Origin of the sequence: Streptomyces sp. 4F14 (assembly GCF_048159485.1) — a bacterium.
Classification (GTDB): Bacteria; Actinomycetota; Actinomycetes; order Streptomycetales; family Streptomycetaceae; genus Streptomyces.
Window position 1 is genome coordinate 1 of record NZ_JBLRVY010000059.1, and the last position, 14,679, is coordinate 14,679.

Sequence of the window (14,679 nt, forward strand, 5' to 3'; positions counted from 1 at the left end):
GGGGGGGGGGGGGGGGGGGGGGGGGGGGGGGGGGGGGGGGGGGGGGGGGCCGGGCGGGGGGGGGGGGGGGGGGGGGGGGGCCCGGGGCCGCACGCCCGCGCCGCGACCCCCCGTTCCGGCAGGGTTCGCGGCGCGTCGTACAGGGCATGCGCGGGCCGCGTCGAGTGGGCCCGCCGCTCCGGCGCCCCCCTCAGCGGCGCGACTTCGTGCGTTCCAGGGCCGTGACCCCCACCGCCGCCAGGCCGATCTGGATGAGCCACTCGATCCAGTCGACGCCGTCCGTGTCCCGGACGTCGAGGCCGCCGGCGAGGGCGGAGCCGACGAGGGCGGCGGCGATGCCGACGAGGATGGTCCACAGGACGCCGATGTGCTGGCGGCCGGGGACGACGAGGCGGCCGAGTACGCCGATGACGCAGCCGATGACGATCGCGCTGATGATTCCGGAGATCTCCATCTTCGCCCCTTCGAGTCGGGATCCCGTCGCCCTACGGGTGCCCTCCCGGGCGCGGAACACTCCGCCGGGGTCATTGCCTGGCCTTGATCTTCTCCTCGCCGGCGCTTGATGGTTCCCCCACCTGGGCGCCATGTACCTTTCAAGCGGTCAATGCGCGTAGACCCGTTCGGCCTGGGTCTTCGCGTACGCGACCCGTACCCGCACCCGCCTCTTTCCCCCCATCCTTCACACGGAGGTCCGCCGGATGCCCGGTATCGCACGTCCCCACGCCAAGGCCACCAGCACACTCGCCGCACTCGGCCTGCTCGCCGCGGGCGTCACGCTCCAGCTCACCGCCGCCACGCCCTCGCAGGCGGCCACCGCCCACCGCGTCCTCTTCGACAACGCGCACGCCGAGACCGCGGGCAACGCGGACTGGATCATCTCCACCAGCCAGCCCGACCCGCTGGGCGAGGACTCCGCGCCGTCCGACGAGTCGGACTGGACGGGGGCGCTGTCCTCCTGGGGCGTGGCGCTCCAGCAGACCGGGGACTACAGCCTCAAGACGCTGCCGTCGGGGTCGAGCCTCAGCTACGGCGGCTCCTCGGCGACGGACCTGAAGAACTTCGACACGCTCGTCCTGCCGGAGCCCAACACCCTGTTCACGGCTGCCGAGAAGACCGCGATCATGACCTTCGTGAAGAACGGCGGCGGCCTCTTCATGATCTCCGACCACACGGGCGCCGACCGCAACAACGACGGCGAGGACGCGGTGGAGATCCTCAACGACCTCATGACGAACAACTCCGTCGACTCCACCGACCCGTTCGGCTTCTCCATCGACTCCCTGAGCATCAGCTCCGGCTACCCCGCCGCCATCACCGACTCCACGGACCCCGTCCTGCACGGCTCCTTCGGCACGGTCACCAAGAGCCTCATCGCGAGCGGCACGACGGCCACGATCAAGCCCGCCGACAACTCCACGGCCAAGGGCCTCCTCTACCGCTCCGGCTACTCCGGCAACACCGGCGCCTTCTTCCTCACCTCCACCTTCGGCTCCGGCCGCATCGCCTTCTGGGGCGACAGCAGCCCCATCGACGACGGCACCGGCCAGTCCGGCAACACCCTCTACGACGGCTGGAACGACTCGGGCGCCACGAACGCGGCCCTCGCCCTGAACGCGACGGACTGGCTCTCGAAGGCGTCCTGACCGACCGGCCTCCGCCGCATCCCCGGCGCGGGGATGCGGCGCTGCCGTGCCTGTGGAAGCGTGGCGGCGAGACGGAGCGAGGGAAACGATGGAGTACACGTACGTCCTCTATGTCGGCGCCCGTGCCGAGCAGGTCTGGGACGCGCTCACCGACGCCGAACTGACCGCCGCCTACTGGGGGCACGGCAACGTGTCGGACTGGGTGGAGGGGTCGCGCTGGGAGCATGTGCGCACCGACGGGTCCGGGGTCGCGGACGTGGTCGGGGAGGTCGTGGAGAGCCGTCGGCCCGAGCGGCTCGTGACGACGTGGGCCGCGCCCGAGGAGCCGGAGCGGGCCTCGCGGGTCGCGTTCGGCATCGAGGCGTACGGGGAGATCGTCCGGCTCACCCTCACGCACACGGACCTCGCCGACGCAGCTGAACTCGCCGCCGTGTCCTCCGGCTGGCCCGCCGTGCTCTCCAACCTCAAGACGACGCTGGAGACCGGGCGGCCCCTGGCGACGGAACCCTGGACGGTTCCGGAGGGCTGAGGCGGCCCGGTCGGGTCGGGGCGGGCTTCAGGGTTTCGTGCTCCTCGCCGCCGTGCCGGCGCACATCACCCCCAGGATCACGGCCAGCGCGCCGATGATGATGTTGTTCAGCTTCACCCCGGTGTCCGGGCTGCTGCCGACGACCCACGGGGCGATGACCATCCACACGCCCAGTGCGCACATGGCCCAGCTGAGCCCGTACATACGGGCGGGCGCCACGGTGAAGCCGATGCCCAGGAGGGCGATCGCGATGCCCACGATCAGGTTGTGGGTCATGAGGGGTGGTTGACTGCCGGTGTAGTGGAGGATCCAGGGGGATACGGCGCAGTACAGACCGAGCAGGAACACCGGTCCGTCCACGAGCGCCACATCACGACCGCCGAGCATGCGGGCGTACCGGTCCCGCATCTCGGAGACATCGGGGTGAGTCGCTATGTCACCTCGGGTGGGCGAGACGTTGGCCATGATTCGTCTCCTTCGACGTGATCGCGGTGATAACGCCGCTTTTCCTTCTATTCTGCTCTTATTTTTCGTTTATGTGTAGTGCTGTGTCAGGTGTAGTGCTGTGTGGACGAAGGTGTCGTGCAGATCCCGCGCGGCCTGAGGCACCGCCCCCGCCCGCCGGCGCCGCAGCACCAGCAGCACCTGCGGGGTACGCCCCGCCAGCGGCCGGTACGTGATCGCCCCCAGCCGCGAGCGCAGCGAATGGGGGTCCCCCCGGCCGAAGGCTGGGGGAGGATCCCCCACGACGCTGAAGTCCGGCAGCACCGTCACCCCCAGCCCCTCCGCGACCATCAGCTTCCCCATCTCCGCCCCGTCCGTGGAGTACGCGAACGACGGCCCGCTCCCCCCGAGCAGCCGGTGGACGTAGCGGTGCATGACGTACCCCGACCGCATCCCGATCAACGGCACCCCCGCCAGCTCCTCCACCCCGACCGCCTCCCGCGACACCAGCGGACACCCCGGATGCATCACCACCACCGGCCGCCCCCGCAGCAGCTCCGTCGACGCGAACTCGGCCGGCATGTCGTCCCCTTCGAGATGGTTGACGAGCCCGAGGTCGAACCCCCCTTCCAGCAGCGCCCGCTGGATGTCGGACTGCTGCGCCCCCACCACCTCGACCTGCGTCAGCGGATGGGCCCGCCGGAACTCCCGCACCACCGGGATCAGCAGCGGCACGGTCGCCGCGTTGACCGTCCCGACCCGCACCATCCGGCTGGTCCGATGCTGCTCACCGGCGGCCGACCGCAGCCGGTCCACCGCGTCCAGCACCCCGATGATGTGCGGCAGCAGCTCCCGGCCGGAGGCGCTCATCGTCGCCCCCGACCGCTTGCGCTCCAGCAGGTCCACCCCGAGCTCCCGCTCCAGGTTCCGCACCGTCTCGCTCAACGCGGGCTGGGAGAGCCGCAGTTCCTCCGCCGCCCGGCGCAGGGAGCCGAGCCGGGTGACCGCCGCGATGTATTCGAGCTGTTCCGTCCGCATGCCCGGCAGAATGCGGGCCGATTCCCGGCGCGTTCAAGGGTTTCCCTGTCACACCTTCGTGAAATTCAATGGTCCGCGATCCGAGACCGGTCGGGTTCTCCTTGACGGCCTCGACGGACGGCTGCCACGATCGACGGCATGATGATGCGACTGGACCTCACGCGGCGACGCCATGTCGACCTCGCACGCGTCTCCAGCGCCTCCTGTCGCGCCGCGGCCTGATCAACCCCCGCAGATCCGCCGCAGTTCCCGTTTCCCGCCGCCTGAATTCCCTGCCATTCGGCACCTCTTGAATTCGGCGTGCCCAAAAACGCTTCAGGAGTTCCGCATGTCCGAACCCGTGAAATTCGCCTACTGGGTCCCCAACGTCAGCGGTGGACTCGTCACCAGTTCCATCGAGCAACGCACCGACTGGGGCTACGACTACAACCGCGAACTCGCCGTCCTCGCCGAGAACAACGGCTTCGAGTACGCCCTCAGCCAGGTCCGCTACATGGCCAGCTACGGCGCCGAGTTCCAGCACGAGTCCACCAGCTTCTCCCTCGCCCTCCTCCTCGCCACCGAACGCCTCAAGGTCATCGCCGCCGTCCACCCCGGCCTGTGGCACCCCGGCGTCCTCGCCAAACTCGGCGCCACCGCCGACCACCTGTCCAACGGACGGTTCGCCGTCAACGTCGTCTCCGGCTGGTTCAAGGGCGAGTTCACCGCCCTCGGCGAACCCTGGCTGGAGCACGACGAACGCTACCGCCGCGCCGAGGAGTTCATCACCGCGCTGCGCTCGATCTGGACCGAGGACCACACCGAACTCGCCGGGGACTTCTACCGGTTGCGGGACTTCACCCTGAAGCCCAAGCCGCTGCACACCCCGGAGATCTTCCAGGGCGGCAACTCGACCGCCGCCCGCGCGATGGCGGGCCGCGTCTCCGACTGGTACTTCTCCAACGGCAAGGACTTCGAGGGCGTCACCGAACAGATCGACGACATCCGCAAGTCCGCCGCCCAAGTGGGCCGCACCGCACCCAAGTTCGGCCTCAACGGCTTCCTCATCGCCCGCGACACCGAGGCCGAGGCCCGCGACACGCTGCGCGAGATCGTCGCCAAGGCCGACCGCGAAGCCGTCGAGGGATTCGGCGCGGCCGTGAAACAGGCGGGACAGTCCACCGCCGACAAGAAGGGCATGTGGCAGGACTCCACCTTCGATGACCTCGTGCAGTACAACGACGGTTTCCGCACCGGCCTGATCGGCACCCCCGAGCAGATCGCCGAGCGGATCGTCGCCTACAGGAAACTCGGCGTCGACCTCTTCCTCCTCGGCTTCCTCCACTACCACGAAGAAGTCGAGTACTTCGGCAAGAAGGTGCTCCCGCTGGTACGCGAACTCGAAGCCCAGCAGACCGCCTGACACACCGTCACCCCGAAGGAAAGGACGTACGACCATGAGCACCGAGACCCCCGCGAAGACCGCCGAGTACTGGATCGCGCGCGCCACCGAGGTGGCCGCCGTCCTCGCCACCGACGCCGCCGCCCGCGACAAGGCCGGCGCCACCCCGCACGCCGAGATACAGCTCCTCAAGGACGCCGGTCTCGTCACCCTGCTCGGCCCCACCGAGCACGGCGGCGCGGGCCAGGACTGGCCGACCGCCTACCGCGCCGTCCGCGAGATCGCCAAGGCCGACGGCTCCATCGGCCAGCTCCTCGGCTACCACTACCTGTGGTTCTGGGCCGCCCGCCTGGTCGGCACCCGCGAGCAGTGGGAGCGCCTGGAGGCCGAGGCCACCCGAGAGACCTGGTTCTTCGGCGGCGCCGTCAACCCCCGCGACCACGACGTGACGGTCACCGAGGACGGCGACGACCTCGTCTTCACCGGCGCCAAGACCTTCTCCACCGGCAGCAAGGTCTCCGACGTCACCGTCCTCGAAGGCGTCCTGGACGGCACCGACAACCATGTCTTCGCCGTCGTCCCCTCCACCAGCCGGGGCCTGACCTTCCACGACGACTGGGACAACATCGGCCAGCGCCTCACCGAGTCCGGCGGCGTCACCATCGACGCCGTCCGCGCCCCCTGGACCGACGCCCTCGGCTATGCCGGCAAGGAGTTCCAGCCGCGCACGTACAACACCCTCAACGTCCCCACCATCCAGCTCGTCTTCGTCAACTTCTACCTGGGCATCGCGGCCGGCGCCCTGGAGACCGCCGCGACCTACACCCGCACCAAGTCCCGCTCCTGGCTGCACAGCGGCCACGACCGCGCCGTCGACGAGCCGTACGTCATCGACGTCTACGGCGACCTCACCGCCAAGCTCTGGGCGGCCGAGGCCCTCGCCGACGCGGTCGCCCTGGAGGGGCAGAAGCTGCACGACGAGCCCGACGCGGTCACCCCCGAGACGCGCGGCGCCTTCGAGGTACGGGTCGCGGCGGTCAAGGCGCGCGCCACCGACGTCGCCCTGGAGGCCACCAACCGGGTCTTCGAGGTCACCGGCGCGCGGGCGACGGCTTCCGCCGAGGGCCTGGACCGGTTCTGGCGCAACGTCCGCACCCACACCCTCCACGACCCCGTCGCCTACAAGCGCCGCGAGGTGGGCCGCTGGGTCCTGGACGGCGAACTGCCCGAACCGACCTGGTACTCCTGACCGCTCCCCCGGGGTGCTCCTCATGGAGCAGAGGAGCACCCCCTTCTCGAAAGAGGACCCCATGGCCACCGTCCTGTCCGTCTCCGGCAGCCCGTCTCCCTCCTCCCGCACCGGCCGCCTCCTGCGCCACCTCGACCAGCGCCTCACCGCGCAGGGCCACCGCGTGATCCCTTTGGACGTCCGCACGATCCCCGCCGAGGCGTTGCTCGGCGCCGACTTCCAGCACCCGGCGATCGTCGAGGCCACCGAACTCTTCGCGAGCGCCGACGGCGTGGTCATCGGCACCCCCGTCTACAAGGCGTCCTACTCCGGCGTCCTCAAAGCCCTCCTCGACCTTCTCCCGCAGTACGCGCTCACCGGCAAGACCGTCCTGCCGCTCGCGACCGGCGGCTCCACCGCGCACGTCCTCGCCCTGGACTACGCGCTGCGCCCGGTCCTCACCTCGATGGGCGCCGCGCACATCGTGCAGGGCTGGTTCACCCTCGACAAGGACATCACCACGCACGACGACGGCACGGTCACCGTCGCCCCCGGCTCCGCCGAGGCCCTCGCGGGGGTCGTCGACCAGTTCTCGGCCGCCCTCGGCCGGACCGCCTACCTGGCGGCGGCGAGCTGATGGCCGCGCACGTGATCGCCGACGCGGCCGAGGCGCTCACGGTCGCGCGGGCGCTGGCGGCCGAGTTCCGTACCGACGCCTCGGCCCGCGACCGCGAACGCCGCCTGCCCCGCGCCGAGTTGGACCGCCTCTCGGCCTCGGGCCTGCTCGCCGTCACCGTCCCCGCCGAGCACGGCGGCGCCGACGTCGACGCGGTGACCCTCGCCGAGATCTTCCGCCTCCTCGCCACCGCCGACGGCAGCCTCGCCCAGATCCCGCAGAGCCACTTCGTCTACGTCAACGTCATCCGCCGCCGAGGCACCGAGCAGCAGCGGAAGTTCTTCTACGACGAGATCCTCGCCGGCCGCCGCCTCGGCAACGCCCAGTCCGAGGCCGGCACGAAACACGTCCAGGACATCCGCACCCGCCTCGACCGCCGCCCCGACGGCTCCCACACCCTCACCGGCACCAAGAACTACTCCACCGGAGCCCTGTTCGCCCACTGGATCCCGGTCCTGGCCCGCGCCGAGGACGACAAGCTGTACGTCGCGTACGTCCCCGCCGACGCGCCCGGCGTGAACGTCGTCGACGACTGGGACGGCCTCGGCCAGCGCACGACCGCCAGCGGAACCGTCCACCTCGGCGCCGTACCCGTCCCGGCGGACCGCGTCTTCCCGCACCACCTCACCTTCGAGGGCCCTCAACTCCACGGCGCCGTCGCCCAGTTGCTGCACGCCGCCATCGACGCCGGGATCGCGGGCGGCGCGCTCGTCGAAGCCGTCGACTTCGTCCGCACCAAGAGCCGGCCGTGGTTCGAGAGCGGGTACGAGACCGCCGCCGAAGACCCGCTGCTCATCCAGCGGTTCGGGGAACTGGCGATCCAAGTCCGGGCCTCGGACGCCCTGTTGAAGGAGGCGGCGCGGGCTGTCGACGCCGCGCGGGCGGAGTTGACCGACGCGACCGCAGCCGAGGCGTCCATCGCGGTCGCCGCCGCGAAGGTGACCGCCGCGCAGGCCGCCGTCGACGTCGCCGCCGCCCTCTTCGAGGTCTCCGGCACCCGCTCCGCCCTCAACTCCCTGAACCTGCACCGGCATTGGCGCGACGCCCGCACCCACACGCTGCACGACCCGACGCGCTGGAAGGTGCAGCACATCGGCCGCTACGTCCTCAACGGCACCCGTCCGCCCCGCCACGGCCTGCTCTGACCTCCCGAGGAGACCCCCACATGTCGTCCCTGACCTTCCACTGGTTCCTGCCGACCAACGGCGACAGCCGCCATGTCGTCGGCGGCGGCCACGGCACCCCCGCGACCGCCTCCGGACGCGACCGGCCGCCCACCGTCGCCTACCTGAGCCAGATCGCCCGCGCGGCCGAAGACCTCGGGTTCGTGGGCGCGTTGACGCCGACCGGCGCCTGGTGCGAGGACGCCTGGCTCACCACGGCCATGGTCAGCCAGCACACCGAGCGGCTGAAGTTCCTGGTCGCCTTCCGGCCCGGGTTCGTCTCGCCGACGCTCGCCGCGCAGATGGCGTCCACGTTCCAGCGGCAGACCGGCGGGCGGCTCCTGCTCAACGTCGTCACCGGCGGGGAGAGCCACGAGCAGCGGGCCTACGGGGACTTCCTCGACAAGGACGACCGGTACCGGCGTACCGGTGAATTCCTGGAGATCGTACGGGAGTTGTGGGACGGCAAGTCCGTCGATCTGGAGGGGGAGCATCTCCGGGTCGAGGACGCGAAGTTGGCGCGCGTGCCCGATCCCGTCCCCGAGGTGTACTTCGGGGGGTCCTCGCCGGTCGCCGGGGAGATCGCCGCCAAGTACGTGGACGTCTACCTCACCTGGGGCGAGCCGCCCGCCCAGGTCGCCGAGAAGGTCGCCTGGATCAGGTCCCTCGCCGCGCGCCACGGCCGCACTCTCCGCTTCGGGATCCGCCTCCACGTCATCACCCGCGACACCTCCGAGGCGGCCTGGGCCGAAGCGGACCGCCTCCTCGCCGGATTCGACCCCGAGACCGTCAAATCCGTACAGGCGGGCCTCGCCAAAAGCGAGTCCGAAGGCCAGCGCCGCATGCTCGACCTCCACGGCGGCGACCGCGACGGCCTGGAGATCCACCCCGGGCTCTGGGCCGGCATCGGCCTCGTCCGGGGCGGCGCCGGCACCGCCCTCGTCGGCTCCCATGAAGAGGTAGCCACCCTCATCAAGGAATACGCGTCCCTGGGCATCGAGGAGTTCGTCCTCTCCGGCTACCCCCACCTGGAGGAGGCGTACTGGTTCGGCGAGGGCGTCCTGCCGAGGCTCGCGGAGGAGAACCTGTGGACACACCCCGCAGGCCGGCCCCAACCACCGTCGCCCCAGGTGCCGTTCGCGAGCTGAACGGGGTGCGAGCAAGGTCCGGAGCCGTGGAGAACTTCCTCGCCGAGGACCCGCACTCGACCGGCACGATCAAGTGGTCCGCAGTTCGGTCAGGACGTCGAAGTCCAGCCCGTCCGCGCGCGCCAGATAGATCCGCTGGCGGACGTGGCTGCCTTCCAGATGGAGGAGCCCGCGGGGGCCTTCGTACGACACCGAGGATGCCGTCGCCCCGATGCGGGTGACGTCTCCCGTGCCCGCCCGCCGCAGCAGGGCCGCGAGCAGCAGGACCCCTTCGTAGCAGGACTCCCCGAGGCTCCCGGGGGAGGGGGCGTCGAGGCCGTAGCGGCGGGCGTAGAGGCCGTGGAAGTCGAGGGTGTCGGGGGTGGCGAGGGAGGTGAAGAACCCGGCGGTGCTGTAGAGGTCGGTCGTCGCGGCCGGGCCGCTGGCCAACAGCATGTTCTCGTCCATCAGCGTGCTCAGGCGCAGGGCGCGCGCGTCGAGCCCGTACCCCGCGAACGCCCGGTTGAAGCGGACCGCGTCGCTGCCGACGAGCAGCATGAGGACGCCGTCCGCGTCGGAGCGTTCGATACGGCGCAGGACGGGCGCGAAGTCGTGGGTGCCGAGCGGGAGGTACGCCTCGCCGATGACCCGCCCCCCGGCCCGCCGCGCGTACGCGTGCGCCGCCCGCGCCGTACGCCGGGGCCAGACGTAGTCGTTGCCGACGACGAACCACCGCCGCACCCGCCGCTCCCCGGCGAGCAGGAGCATCGCCGGGCAGAGCTGGTCGCGGGGCGTCTCGCTGGTGAGGAAGACCCCGGCGCGGTCCTCGCCGCCCTCGTACAGCGCGGTGTACACGTACGGCACCCGGTGGGCGACGCGCGGCGCGAGGGCCTGGCGTACGGAGGAGATGTGCCAGCCGGTGACGCCCTGGACGGCCCCGAGGTCGACGAGGGACTCGACGCGGTCGGCGACCTCGCGGGGCGGTGCGCCGCCGTCGACGGGGATCAGCCGCAGCTCCCGGCCGAGGACCCCGCCCGCCCGGTTGACCTCCTCGGCGGCGAGCCGCGCGCACAGCTCGCAGGCGGGCCCGAAGATCCCGGCGGGCCCTTGCAGCGGGAACACGAGGGCGACGCCGAACACGGAGGGGTCGGGGCGGGGCATGGCGCCATGGTCGCGGGTCCGTCCGGCGAACTCCAGTGCGTCTCATACGATGTACACACCTCGTCGCTAGGAGCAGGATGTCGACCTCGTCCGCCCGCCGGCCCAACGACCTGATACGCCTGCTCACCCGGGCCGAACGACTGTCCGCGCGCCGGCTCCAGGCGGCCCTGGACGAGGAGGGCTGCTCCCTGGACGCCTGGCGGGTGCTGACGCTGCTCGCCGACGACGCCGGGCACCACATGTCGGCGATCGCGGAGGCCGCGTTCCTGCCCCCGCCGACGCTCACGAAACTCGTCGACCAGCTCGTGGACCAGAACCTCGTCCACCGCCGCGTCGACCCGCACGACCGCCGCCGCATCCTCGTCCACCTCACCCCCCGGGGCCGCGACCACTGGCGCCGCGTGGACCGCGCCGTACGCCGGGACTGGCCGGCGCTGGGCGAGGGTGACGAGGAACTGCTGAAGGCGCTGCTGGTGCGCCTCGCGGAGACGGTGGACGGCTCCACGCGCGTGTGATCGCCGGGTGGCGCAAAGTAGTCGTACGGCCGGGGAATGTTGGCCCATGGTCGATAGTTGCTATATACATCTGATCGAGAAGCGTCAGACCGCCACCGTCTACCCGAGCGAGGCACCACCGTGACCACCGAGCAGCCCGCCGCCGTCGTCACCCGCCTGCGGACCACCTTCCGCACCGGCCGCACCCAGCCCGTCGAGTGGCGTACGACGCAACTGCGCCGCCTGCGCGACCTGCTCACGGAGAAGGGCGCCGACCTCGCCGAGGCCCTCCACGCGGACCTCGGCAAGAGCGACGCCGAGTCGCAGCGCACCGAGATCGGCTTCACGGTCCGCGAGATCGACCACACCCTCGACCACCTGACCGGCTGGCTGACCCCCGAGCCCGCCCCGGTGCCCCCGCACCTCGGCACCGACGCGACCGCCCGCACCCAGTACGACCCGCTCGGCGTCGTCCTCGTCATCGCCCCCTGGAACTACCCGGCCCAGCTCCTGCTGACCCCCCTCGTCGGCGCCCTCGCCTCCGGCAACGCCGTCGTGGTCAAGCCCAGCGAACTCGCCCCCGCGACCTCGGCCGCCCTGGCCCGCCTGCTGCCCGCCTACCTCGACACCGACGCGGTCGCCGTCGTCGAGGGCGGCATCCCGGAGACCACCGCCCTGCTCGCCGAGAAGTTCGACCACATCTTCTACACCGGCAACGGCGCCGTCGGCCGCGTCGTCCTGCGCGCCGCCGCCGAGCACCTCACCCCGGTCACCCTCGAACTCGGCGGCAAATCCCCGGCGTTCGTCGACTCCACCGCCGACCTCAAGGTCGTCGCCGACCGGCTCGCGCGCGGCAAGTTCCTGAACGCCGGCCAGACCTGCGTCGCCCCCGACTACGTCCTCACCGACCCCGCGACCGCCGCCGCCCTGGAGCCCCTCCTCGCGAGCGCCGTCGAGAACGTCTACGGCACCGACCCGCAGCAGTCGGACACGTACGGCCGGATCGTCAACGAACGCCACTTCGACCGCCTCACCGGCCTCCTCGGCTCCGGCCGCACGGTCGTCGGCGGCGGCCACGACCGCGCCGACAAGTACATCGCCCCGACCGTCCTCGCCGACGTCGACCCCGCCTCCCCGGTCATGGGCGAGGAGATCTTCGGCCCGATCCTGCCGATCGTCACCGTCGCCGGCCTCGACGAGGCCCTGACGTTCATCAACGACCGCGACAAGCCCCTCGCCCTGTACGTCTTCTCCGAGTCCGCCGAGACCCGTGACCGCATCGCCGCCGAGACCTCCTCCGGCGCCATCGGCTACGGCCTCCCCCTCGCCCACCTCACCGTCTCCGACCTCCCCTTCGGCGGCGTCGGCGAGAGCGGCATGGGCAACTACCACGGCCGCTACTCCATCGAGACGTTCAGCCACCGCAAGGCCATCCTGGACAAGCCGCTCGGCTAGGACGCGCCTCGGCAGGGCCTGGCCGAAACGCGATCCGTAGGACCGGGTGCCTGTGCGAGACTCCGCCGATGACCACAGAGAAGATCACGGCGGCGGACTCCGGCACCTGGACCCTCGGCGACCTCACCGTCAACCGCGTCGGCTTCGGCGCGATGCGGCTGACGGGCAGCGCCGCCTTCCACCTCGGCACCCCCAGCGACCGCGACCGCTCGATCGCCGTGCTGCGCAAGGCGGTTGAGCTGGGCGTCAACCACATCGACACGGCCGCCTTCTACTTCTCCGCCCTGCGTTCCGCGAACGAACTCATCAACAGCGCCCTCGCGCCCTACGCCGACGACCTGGTCATCGCCGTGAAGGTCGGACCGTTCCGCAACTGGGCGGGGGAGTGGGACACTTCGGCCCGCCCCGAGGACCTGCGCAGCCATGTCGAGGAGAACCTCCGGCAGTTGGGCCGCGACCACCTCGACCTCGTGTACCTGCGCCGGATGCGCCAGGACTCGATCGCCGAACACTTCGGCGCCCTCGCGGAGTTGAGGGACGCGGGCCTGATCCGCCACCTCGGCGTCTCCGACGTCGAACCCCGGCACCTCGCCGAGGCACGGGAGATCGCCCCCGTCGTGAGCGTCCAGAACCGCTACGGCCTCGGCGGCGCCGACCCGGCGACCGAGGAAGTCCTGCGCCTGTGCGGCGAGTCGGGCATCGCGTTCGTCCCGTTCTTCGCCATCGCGGGCGACGCGGGACCCCAGGGCGCCACCGCCGACCACGACGACGCCGTACGGGACATCGCCGCCGCCCACGCGGTCGCCCCCGCGCAGATCCGGCTCGCCTGGACCCTCGCGCAGGGGCCGCACGTCCTCGCCATCCCCGGCACCGGCAACCCCGGCCACCTCGCCGAGAACGTCGCGGCGGGCGCCCTGCGGCTGACCGGCGAAGAGCTGGCCCGACTCCAGGAGGCCCACCGTAAAGTAGCGGGGTGAATGGTGACTCCGTGACGCTGCGACCGGTCCGCGAGGACGACCTGCCGGTCCTGGAGGCGTTCCTGGTCGACCCCGAACTCGCCGGCCCCTTCCAGTGGTTCGGCTGGGCCGACCCCGCGCGGTTCAGACGCCGCTGGGCCGAGAACGGCATGCTCACCGACGACGGCGGCCACCTCACCGTGGCCGCCGACCAGGCCCCCGTCGGCTTCGTCGCCTGGCACAAGGCCGGCGTCACCCGCGCCGCCCACTGCTGGAACATCGGCATCCAGCTCCTGCCGGACCACTGCGGACGCGGCATCGGGACACAGGCCCAACGCCTCCTGGTGCGCTACCTGTTCGCCCACACCACCGCCCAACGCGTCGAGGCCGACACCGACATCGAGAACCTCGCCGAGCAACGCGCCCTGGAGAAACTCGGGTTCACCCGCGAAGGCGTCCTGCGCAGCGCCGCCTTCCGGGCCGGCCACTGGCACGACCTGGTCCGCTACAGCGTGCTGCGCGACGACCCGATGCCTTAGGGCGCTTCTGATGGATCTCCGCGGCGTCGCGACGCCCGGCACGCTCCCCCAAGCTCTTCGAGCAGGGGGGACCCCCACTCGCGGCACCGCGCAGAAGCCCCCGTAGCTCCTCCCCCACTCGCGACTTCGCTTGAGCGGGGGGACCCCCATCGAGGACTTCCACGCGGCACCCCGAGAGCACGCACCGAACGCCGCCCCTTCTCCCGCGGATATCCATCAGAAGCGCCCTAATCCGCCAGCCACACCCCGCCCCGCATCAGATGCCGGCGCGGCAACTCCCGTTGCTCGCACCAGGCTTGCACCTCCAGCGGGCGGACCCGGAAGAACCCGTACGACGCGGCGTCCCGGCGCGGGTCCCACCCGGTCTTCGCCTCGAACGCCCGCGCCGCGTCCTCGGGCACCGACTCCAGGGTGTACGCCTCGGCCTCGCCGTCCACCAGGACGACGTCCCGGGTGTCCCCGAGCGCCAGCCTCACCCGCCCGCCGCCCGCGAGGTTGCGGCCCGTCGGATTCGTGAACCGCGTCGCCAGCCACAGCGCGTCGCCGTGCCACACGAACCAGAGCGCCACCAGACACGGCACCCCGTCCGGCCCCGCGGTGGCCACCCAGATGTCCATCTCCCGTTCCAGCCGGGCCAGGGTGTCCCGCTTACGGTGCTCGAAGCCGCGTACCGGCTCGGTGATCGTCATGGGCGGAACGTATCCGGGACCGGGGACGCGGCACCTCGGGCGGGAGACGGGGCGAAGGTCGTTCCCAGGCCCTAGGGCGCTTCTGATGGATCTCCGCGGCGTCGCGACGCCCGGCACGCACTCTCGCCGCACCGCGCGAAAGCCCCCGTAGCTCCG

At 71.5% G+C, this 14,679-nt stretch carries 16 protein-coding genes and 1 pseudogene; 12 read left to right on the top strand and 5 right to left on the bottom strand.

What is annotated here, in order from left to right; translation table 11 throughout:
- Nucleotides 1–190 precede the first annotated feature (190 nt).
- Nucleotides 191–454, bottom strand: coding sequence for a GlsB/YeaQ/YmgE family stress response membrane protein (locus ACLZOT_RS49390; RefSeq protein ID WP_416975889.1), 264 nt, complete (start codon nucleotides 452–454; stop codon nucleotides 191–193).
- Between the two features lie 244 nt (nucleotides 455–698).
- On the opposite strand from ACLZOT_RS49390, the pseudogene ACLZOT_RS49395 reads away from it, so the two are divergent.
- Nucleotides 699–1,640, top strand: a pseudogene (locus tag ACLZOT_RS49395) (hydrolase); the annotation flags it as partial.
- 91 nt (nucleotides 1,641–1,731) lie between these two features.
- Nucleotides 1,732–2,172 (top strand): SRPBCC domain-containing protein, encoded by a 441-nt coding sequence (locus ACLZOT_RS49400; RefSeq protein ID WP_416975890.1) that lies wholly within the window; start codon nucleotides 1,732–1,734, stop codon nucleotides 2,170–2,172.
- A gap of 27 nt (nucleotides 2,173–2,199) precedes the next feature.
- Here ACLZOT_RS49400 and ACLZOT_RS49405 read toward each other — a convergent pair whose 3' ends face one another.
- Together ACLZOT_RS49405 and ACLZOT_RS49410 are read right to left on the bottom strand one after the other, a co-directional pair.
- Nucleotides 2,200–2,637 carry an SPW repeat protein gene (locus ACLZOT_RS49405; protein WP_416975891.1) on the bottom strand — a complete coding sequence of 146 codons (438 nt, stop codon included), beginning with the start codon at nucleotides 2,635–2,637 and terminating at the stop codon, nucleotides 2,200–2,202.
- A gap of 69 nt (nucleotides 2,638–2,706) precedes the next feature.
- Nucleotides 2,707–3,654: a LysR family transcriptional regulator gene (locus ACLZOT_RS49410; RefSeq protein WP_416975892.1), complete on the bottom strand. Its 948-nt coding sequence runs from the start codon at nucleotides 3,652–3,654 to the stop codon at nucleotides 2,707–2,709.
- 144 nt (nucleotides 3,655–3,798) lie between these two features.
- On the opposite strand from ACLZOT_RS49410, the gene ACLZOT_RS49415 reads away from it, so the two are divergent.
- From ACLZOT_RS49415 to ACLZOT_RS49440, 6 genes are all read left to right on the top strand, one after another.
- Entirely contained in the window at nucleotides 3,799–3,876 is a 78-nt protein-coding gene (locus tag ACLZOT_RS49415) for a putative leader peptide (protein ID WP_351405193.1), read from the top strand.
- Between the two features lie 106 nt (nucleotides 3,877–3,982).
- Nucleotides 3,983–5,056, top strand: coding sequence for a dimethylsulfone monooxygenase SfnG (gene sfnG / locus ACLZOT_RS49420; protein WP_416975893.1), 1,074 nt, complete (start codon nucleotides 3,983–3,985; stop codon nucleotides 5,054–5,056).
- Nucleotides 5,057–5,090: 34 nt separating this feature from the next.
- A complete protein-coding gene (locus ACLZOT_RS49425; protein WP_416975894.1) occupies nucleotides 5,091–6,284 on the top strand; it encodes an acyl-CoA dehydrogenase family protein in 1,194 nt (397 codons plus the stop codon).
- A gap of 61 nt (nucleotides 6,285–6,345) precedes the next feature.
- Nucleotides 6,346–6,900, top strand: coding sequence for an NADPH-dependent FMN reductase (ssuE, locus tag ACLZOT_RS49430; protein WP_416975895.1), 555 nt, complete (start codon nucleotides 6,346–6,348; stop codon nucleotides 6,898–6,900).
- Nucleotides 6,900–8,084, top strand: coding sequence for an SfnB family sulfur acquisition oxidoreductase (locus ACLZOT_RS49435; protein ID WP_416975896.1), 1,185 nt, complete (start codon nucleotides 6,900–6,902; stop codon nucleotides 8,082–8,084). Before ssuE ends, ACLZOT_RS49435 begins: the two co-directional genes overlap by 1 nt.
- Before the next feature lie 20 nt (nucleotides 8,085–8,104).
- Complete coding sequence (locus tag ACLZOT_RS49440) at nucleotides 8,105–9,250, top strand: LLM class flavin-dependent oxidoreductase (RefSeq protein ID WP_416975897.1); 1,146 nt, start codon at nucleotides 8,105–8,107, stop codon at nucleotides 9,248–9,250.
- Nucleotides 9,251–9,319: 69 nt separating this feature from the next.
- Here the strand turns inward: ACLZOT_RS49440 and ACLZOT_RS49445 are convergent, their stop codons facing one another.
- Nucleotides 9,320–10,390 carry a substrate-binding domain-containing protein gene (locus tag ACLZOT_RS49445; RefSeq protein WP_416975898.1) on the bottom strand — a complete coding sequence of 357 codons (1,071 nt, stop codon included), beginning with the start codon at nucleotides 10,388–10,390 and terminating at the stop codon, nucleotides 9,320–9,322.
- Between the two features lie 77 nt (nucleotides 10,391–10,467).
- On the opposite strand from ACLZOT_RS49445, the gene ACLZOT_RS49450 reads away from it, so the two are divergent.
- From ACLZOT_RS49450 to ACLZOT_RS49465, 4 genes are all read left to right on the top strand, one after another.
- Nucleotides 10,468–10,905 (top strand): MarR family winged helix-turn-helix transcriptional regulator, encoded by a 438-nt coding sequence (locus ACLZOT_RS49450; RefSeq protein ID WP_416975899.1) that lies wholly within the window; start codon nucleotides 10,468–10,470, stop codon nucleotides 10,903–10,905.
- Between the two features lie 120 nt (nucleotides 10,906–11,025).
- Nucleotides 11,026–12,339: an aldehyde dehydrogenase family protein gene (locus ACLZOT_RS49455; RefSeq protein WP_416975900.1), complete on the top strand. Its 1,314-nt coding sequence runs from the start codon at nucleotides 11,026–11,028 to the stop codon at nucleotides 12,337–12,339.
- A 68-nt stretch (nucleotides 12,340–12,407) separates the two neighbouring features.
- Nucleotides 12,408–13,316 carry an aldo/keto reductase gene (locus tag ACLZOT_RS49460; RefSeq protein WP_416975901.1) on the top strand — a complete coding sequence of 303 codons (909 nt, stop codon included), beginning with the start codon at nucleotides 12,408–12,410 and terminating at the stop codon, nucleotides 13,314–13,316.
- Nucleotides 13,317–13,327: 11 nt separating this feature from the next.
- Nucleotides 13,328–13,834 carry a GNAT family N-acetyltransferase gene (locus ACLZOT_RS49465; RefSeq protein ID WP_416975902.1) on the top strand — a complete coding sequence of 169 codons (507 nt, stop codon included), beginning with the start codon at nucleotides 13,328–13,330 and terminating at the stop codon, nucleotides 13,832–13,834.
- 227 nt (nucleotides 13,835–14,061) lie between these two features.
- On the opposite strand, the gene ACLZOT_RS49470 is transcribed toward ACLZOT_RS49465, so the two are convergent.
- Nucleotides 14,062–14,523: a pyridoxamine 5'-phosphate oxidase family protein gene (locus ACLZOT_RS49470; protein WP_416975903.1), complete on the bottom strand. Its 462-nt coding sequence runs from the start codon at nucleotides 14,521–14,523 to the stop codon at nucleotides 14,062–14,064.
- Between the last annotated feature and the right edge of the window lie 156 nt (nucleotides 14,524–14,679).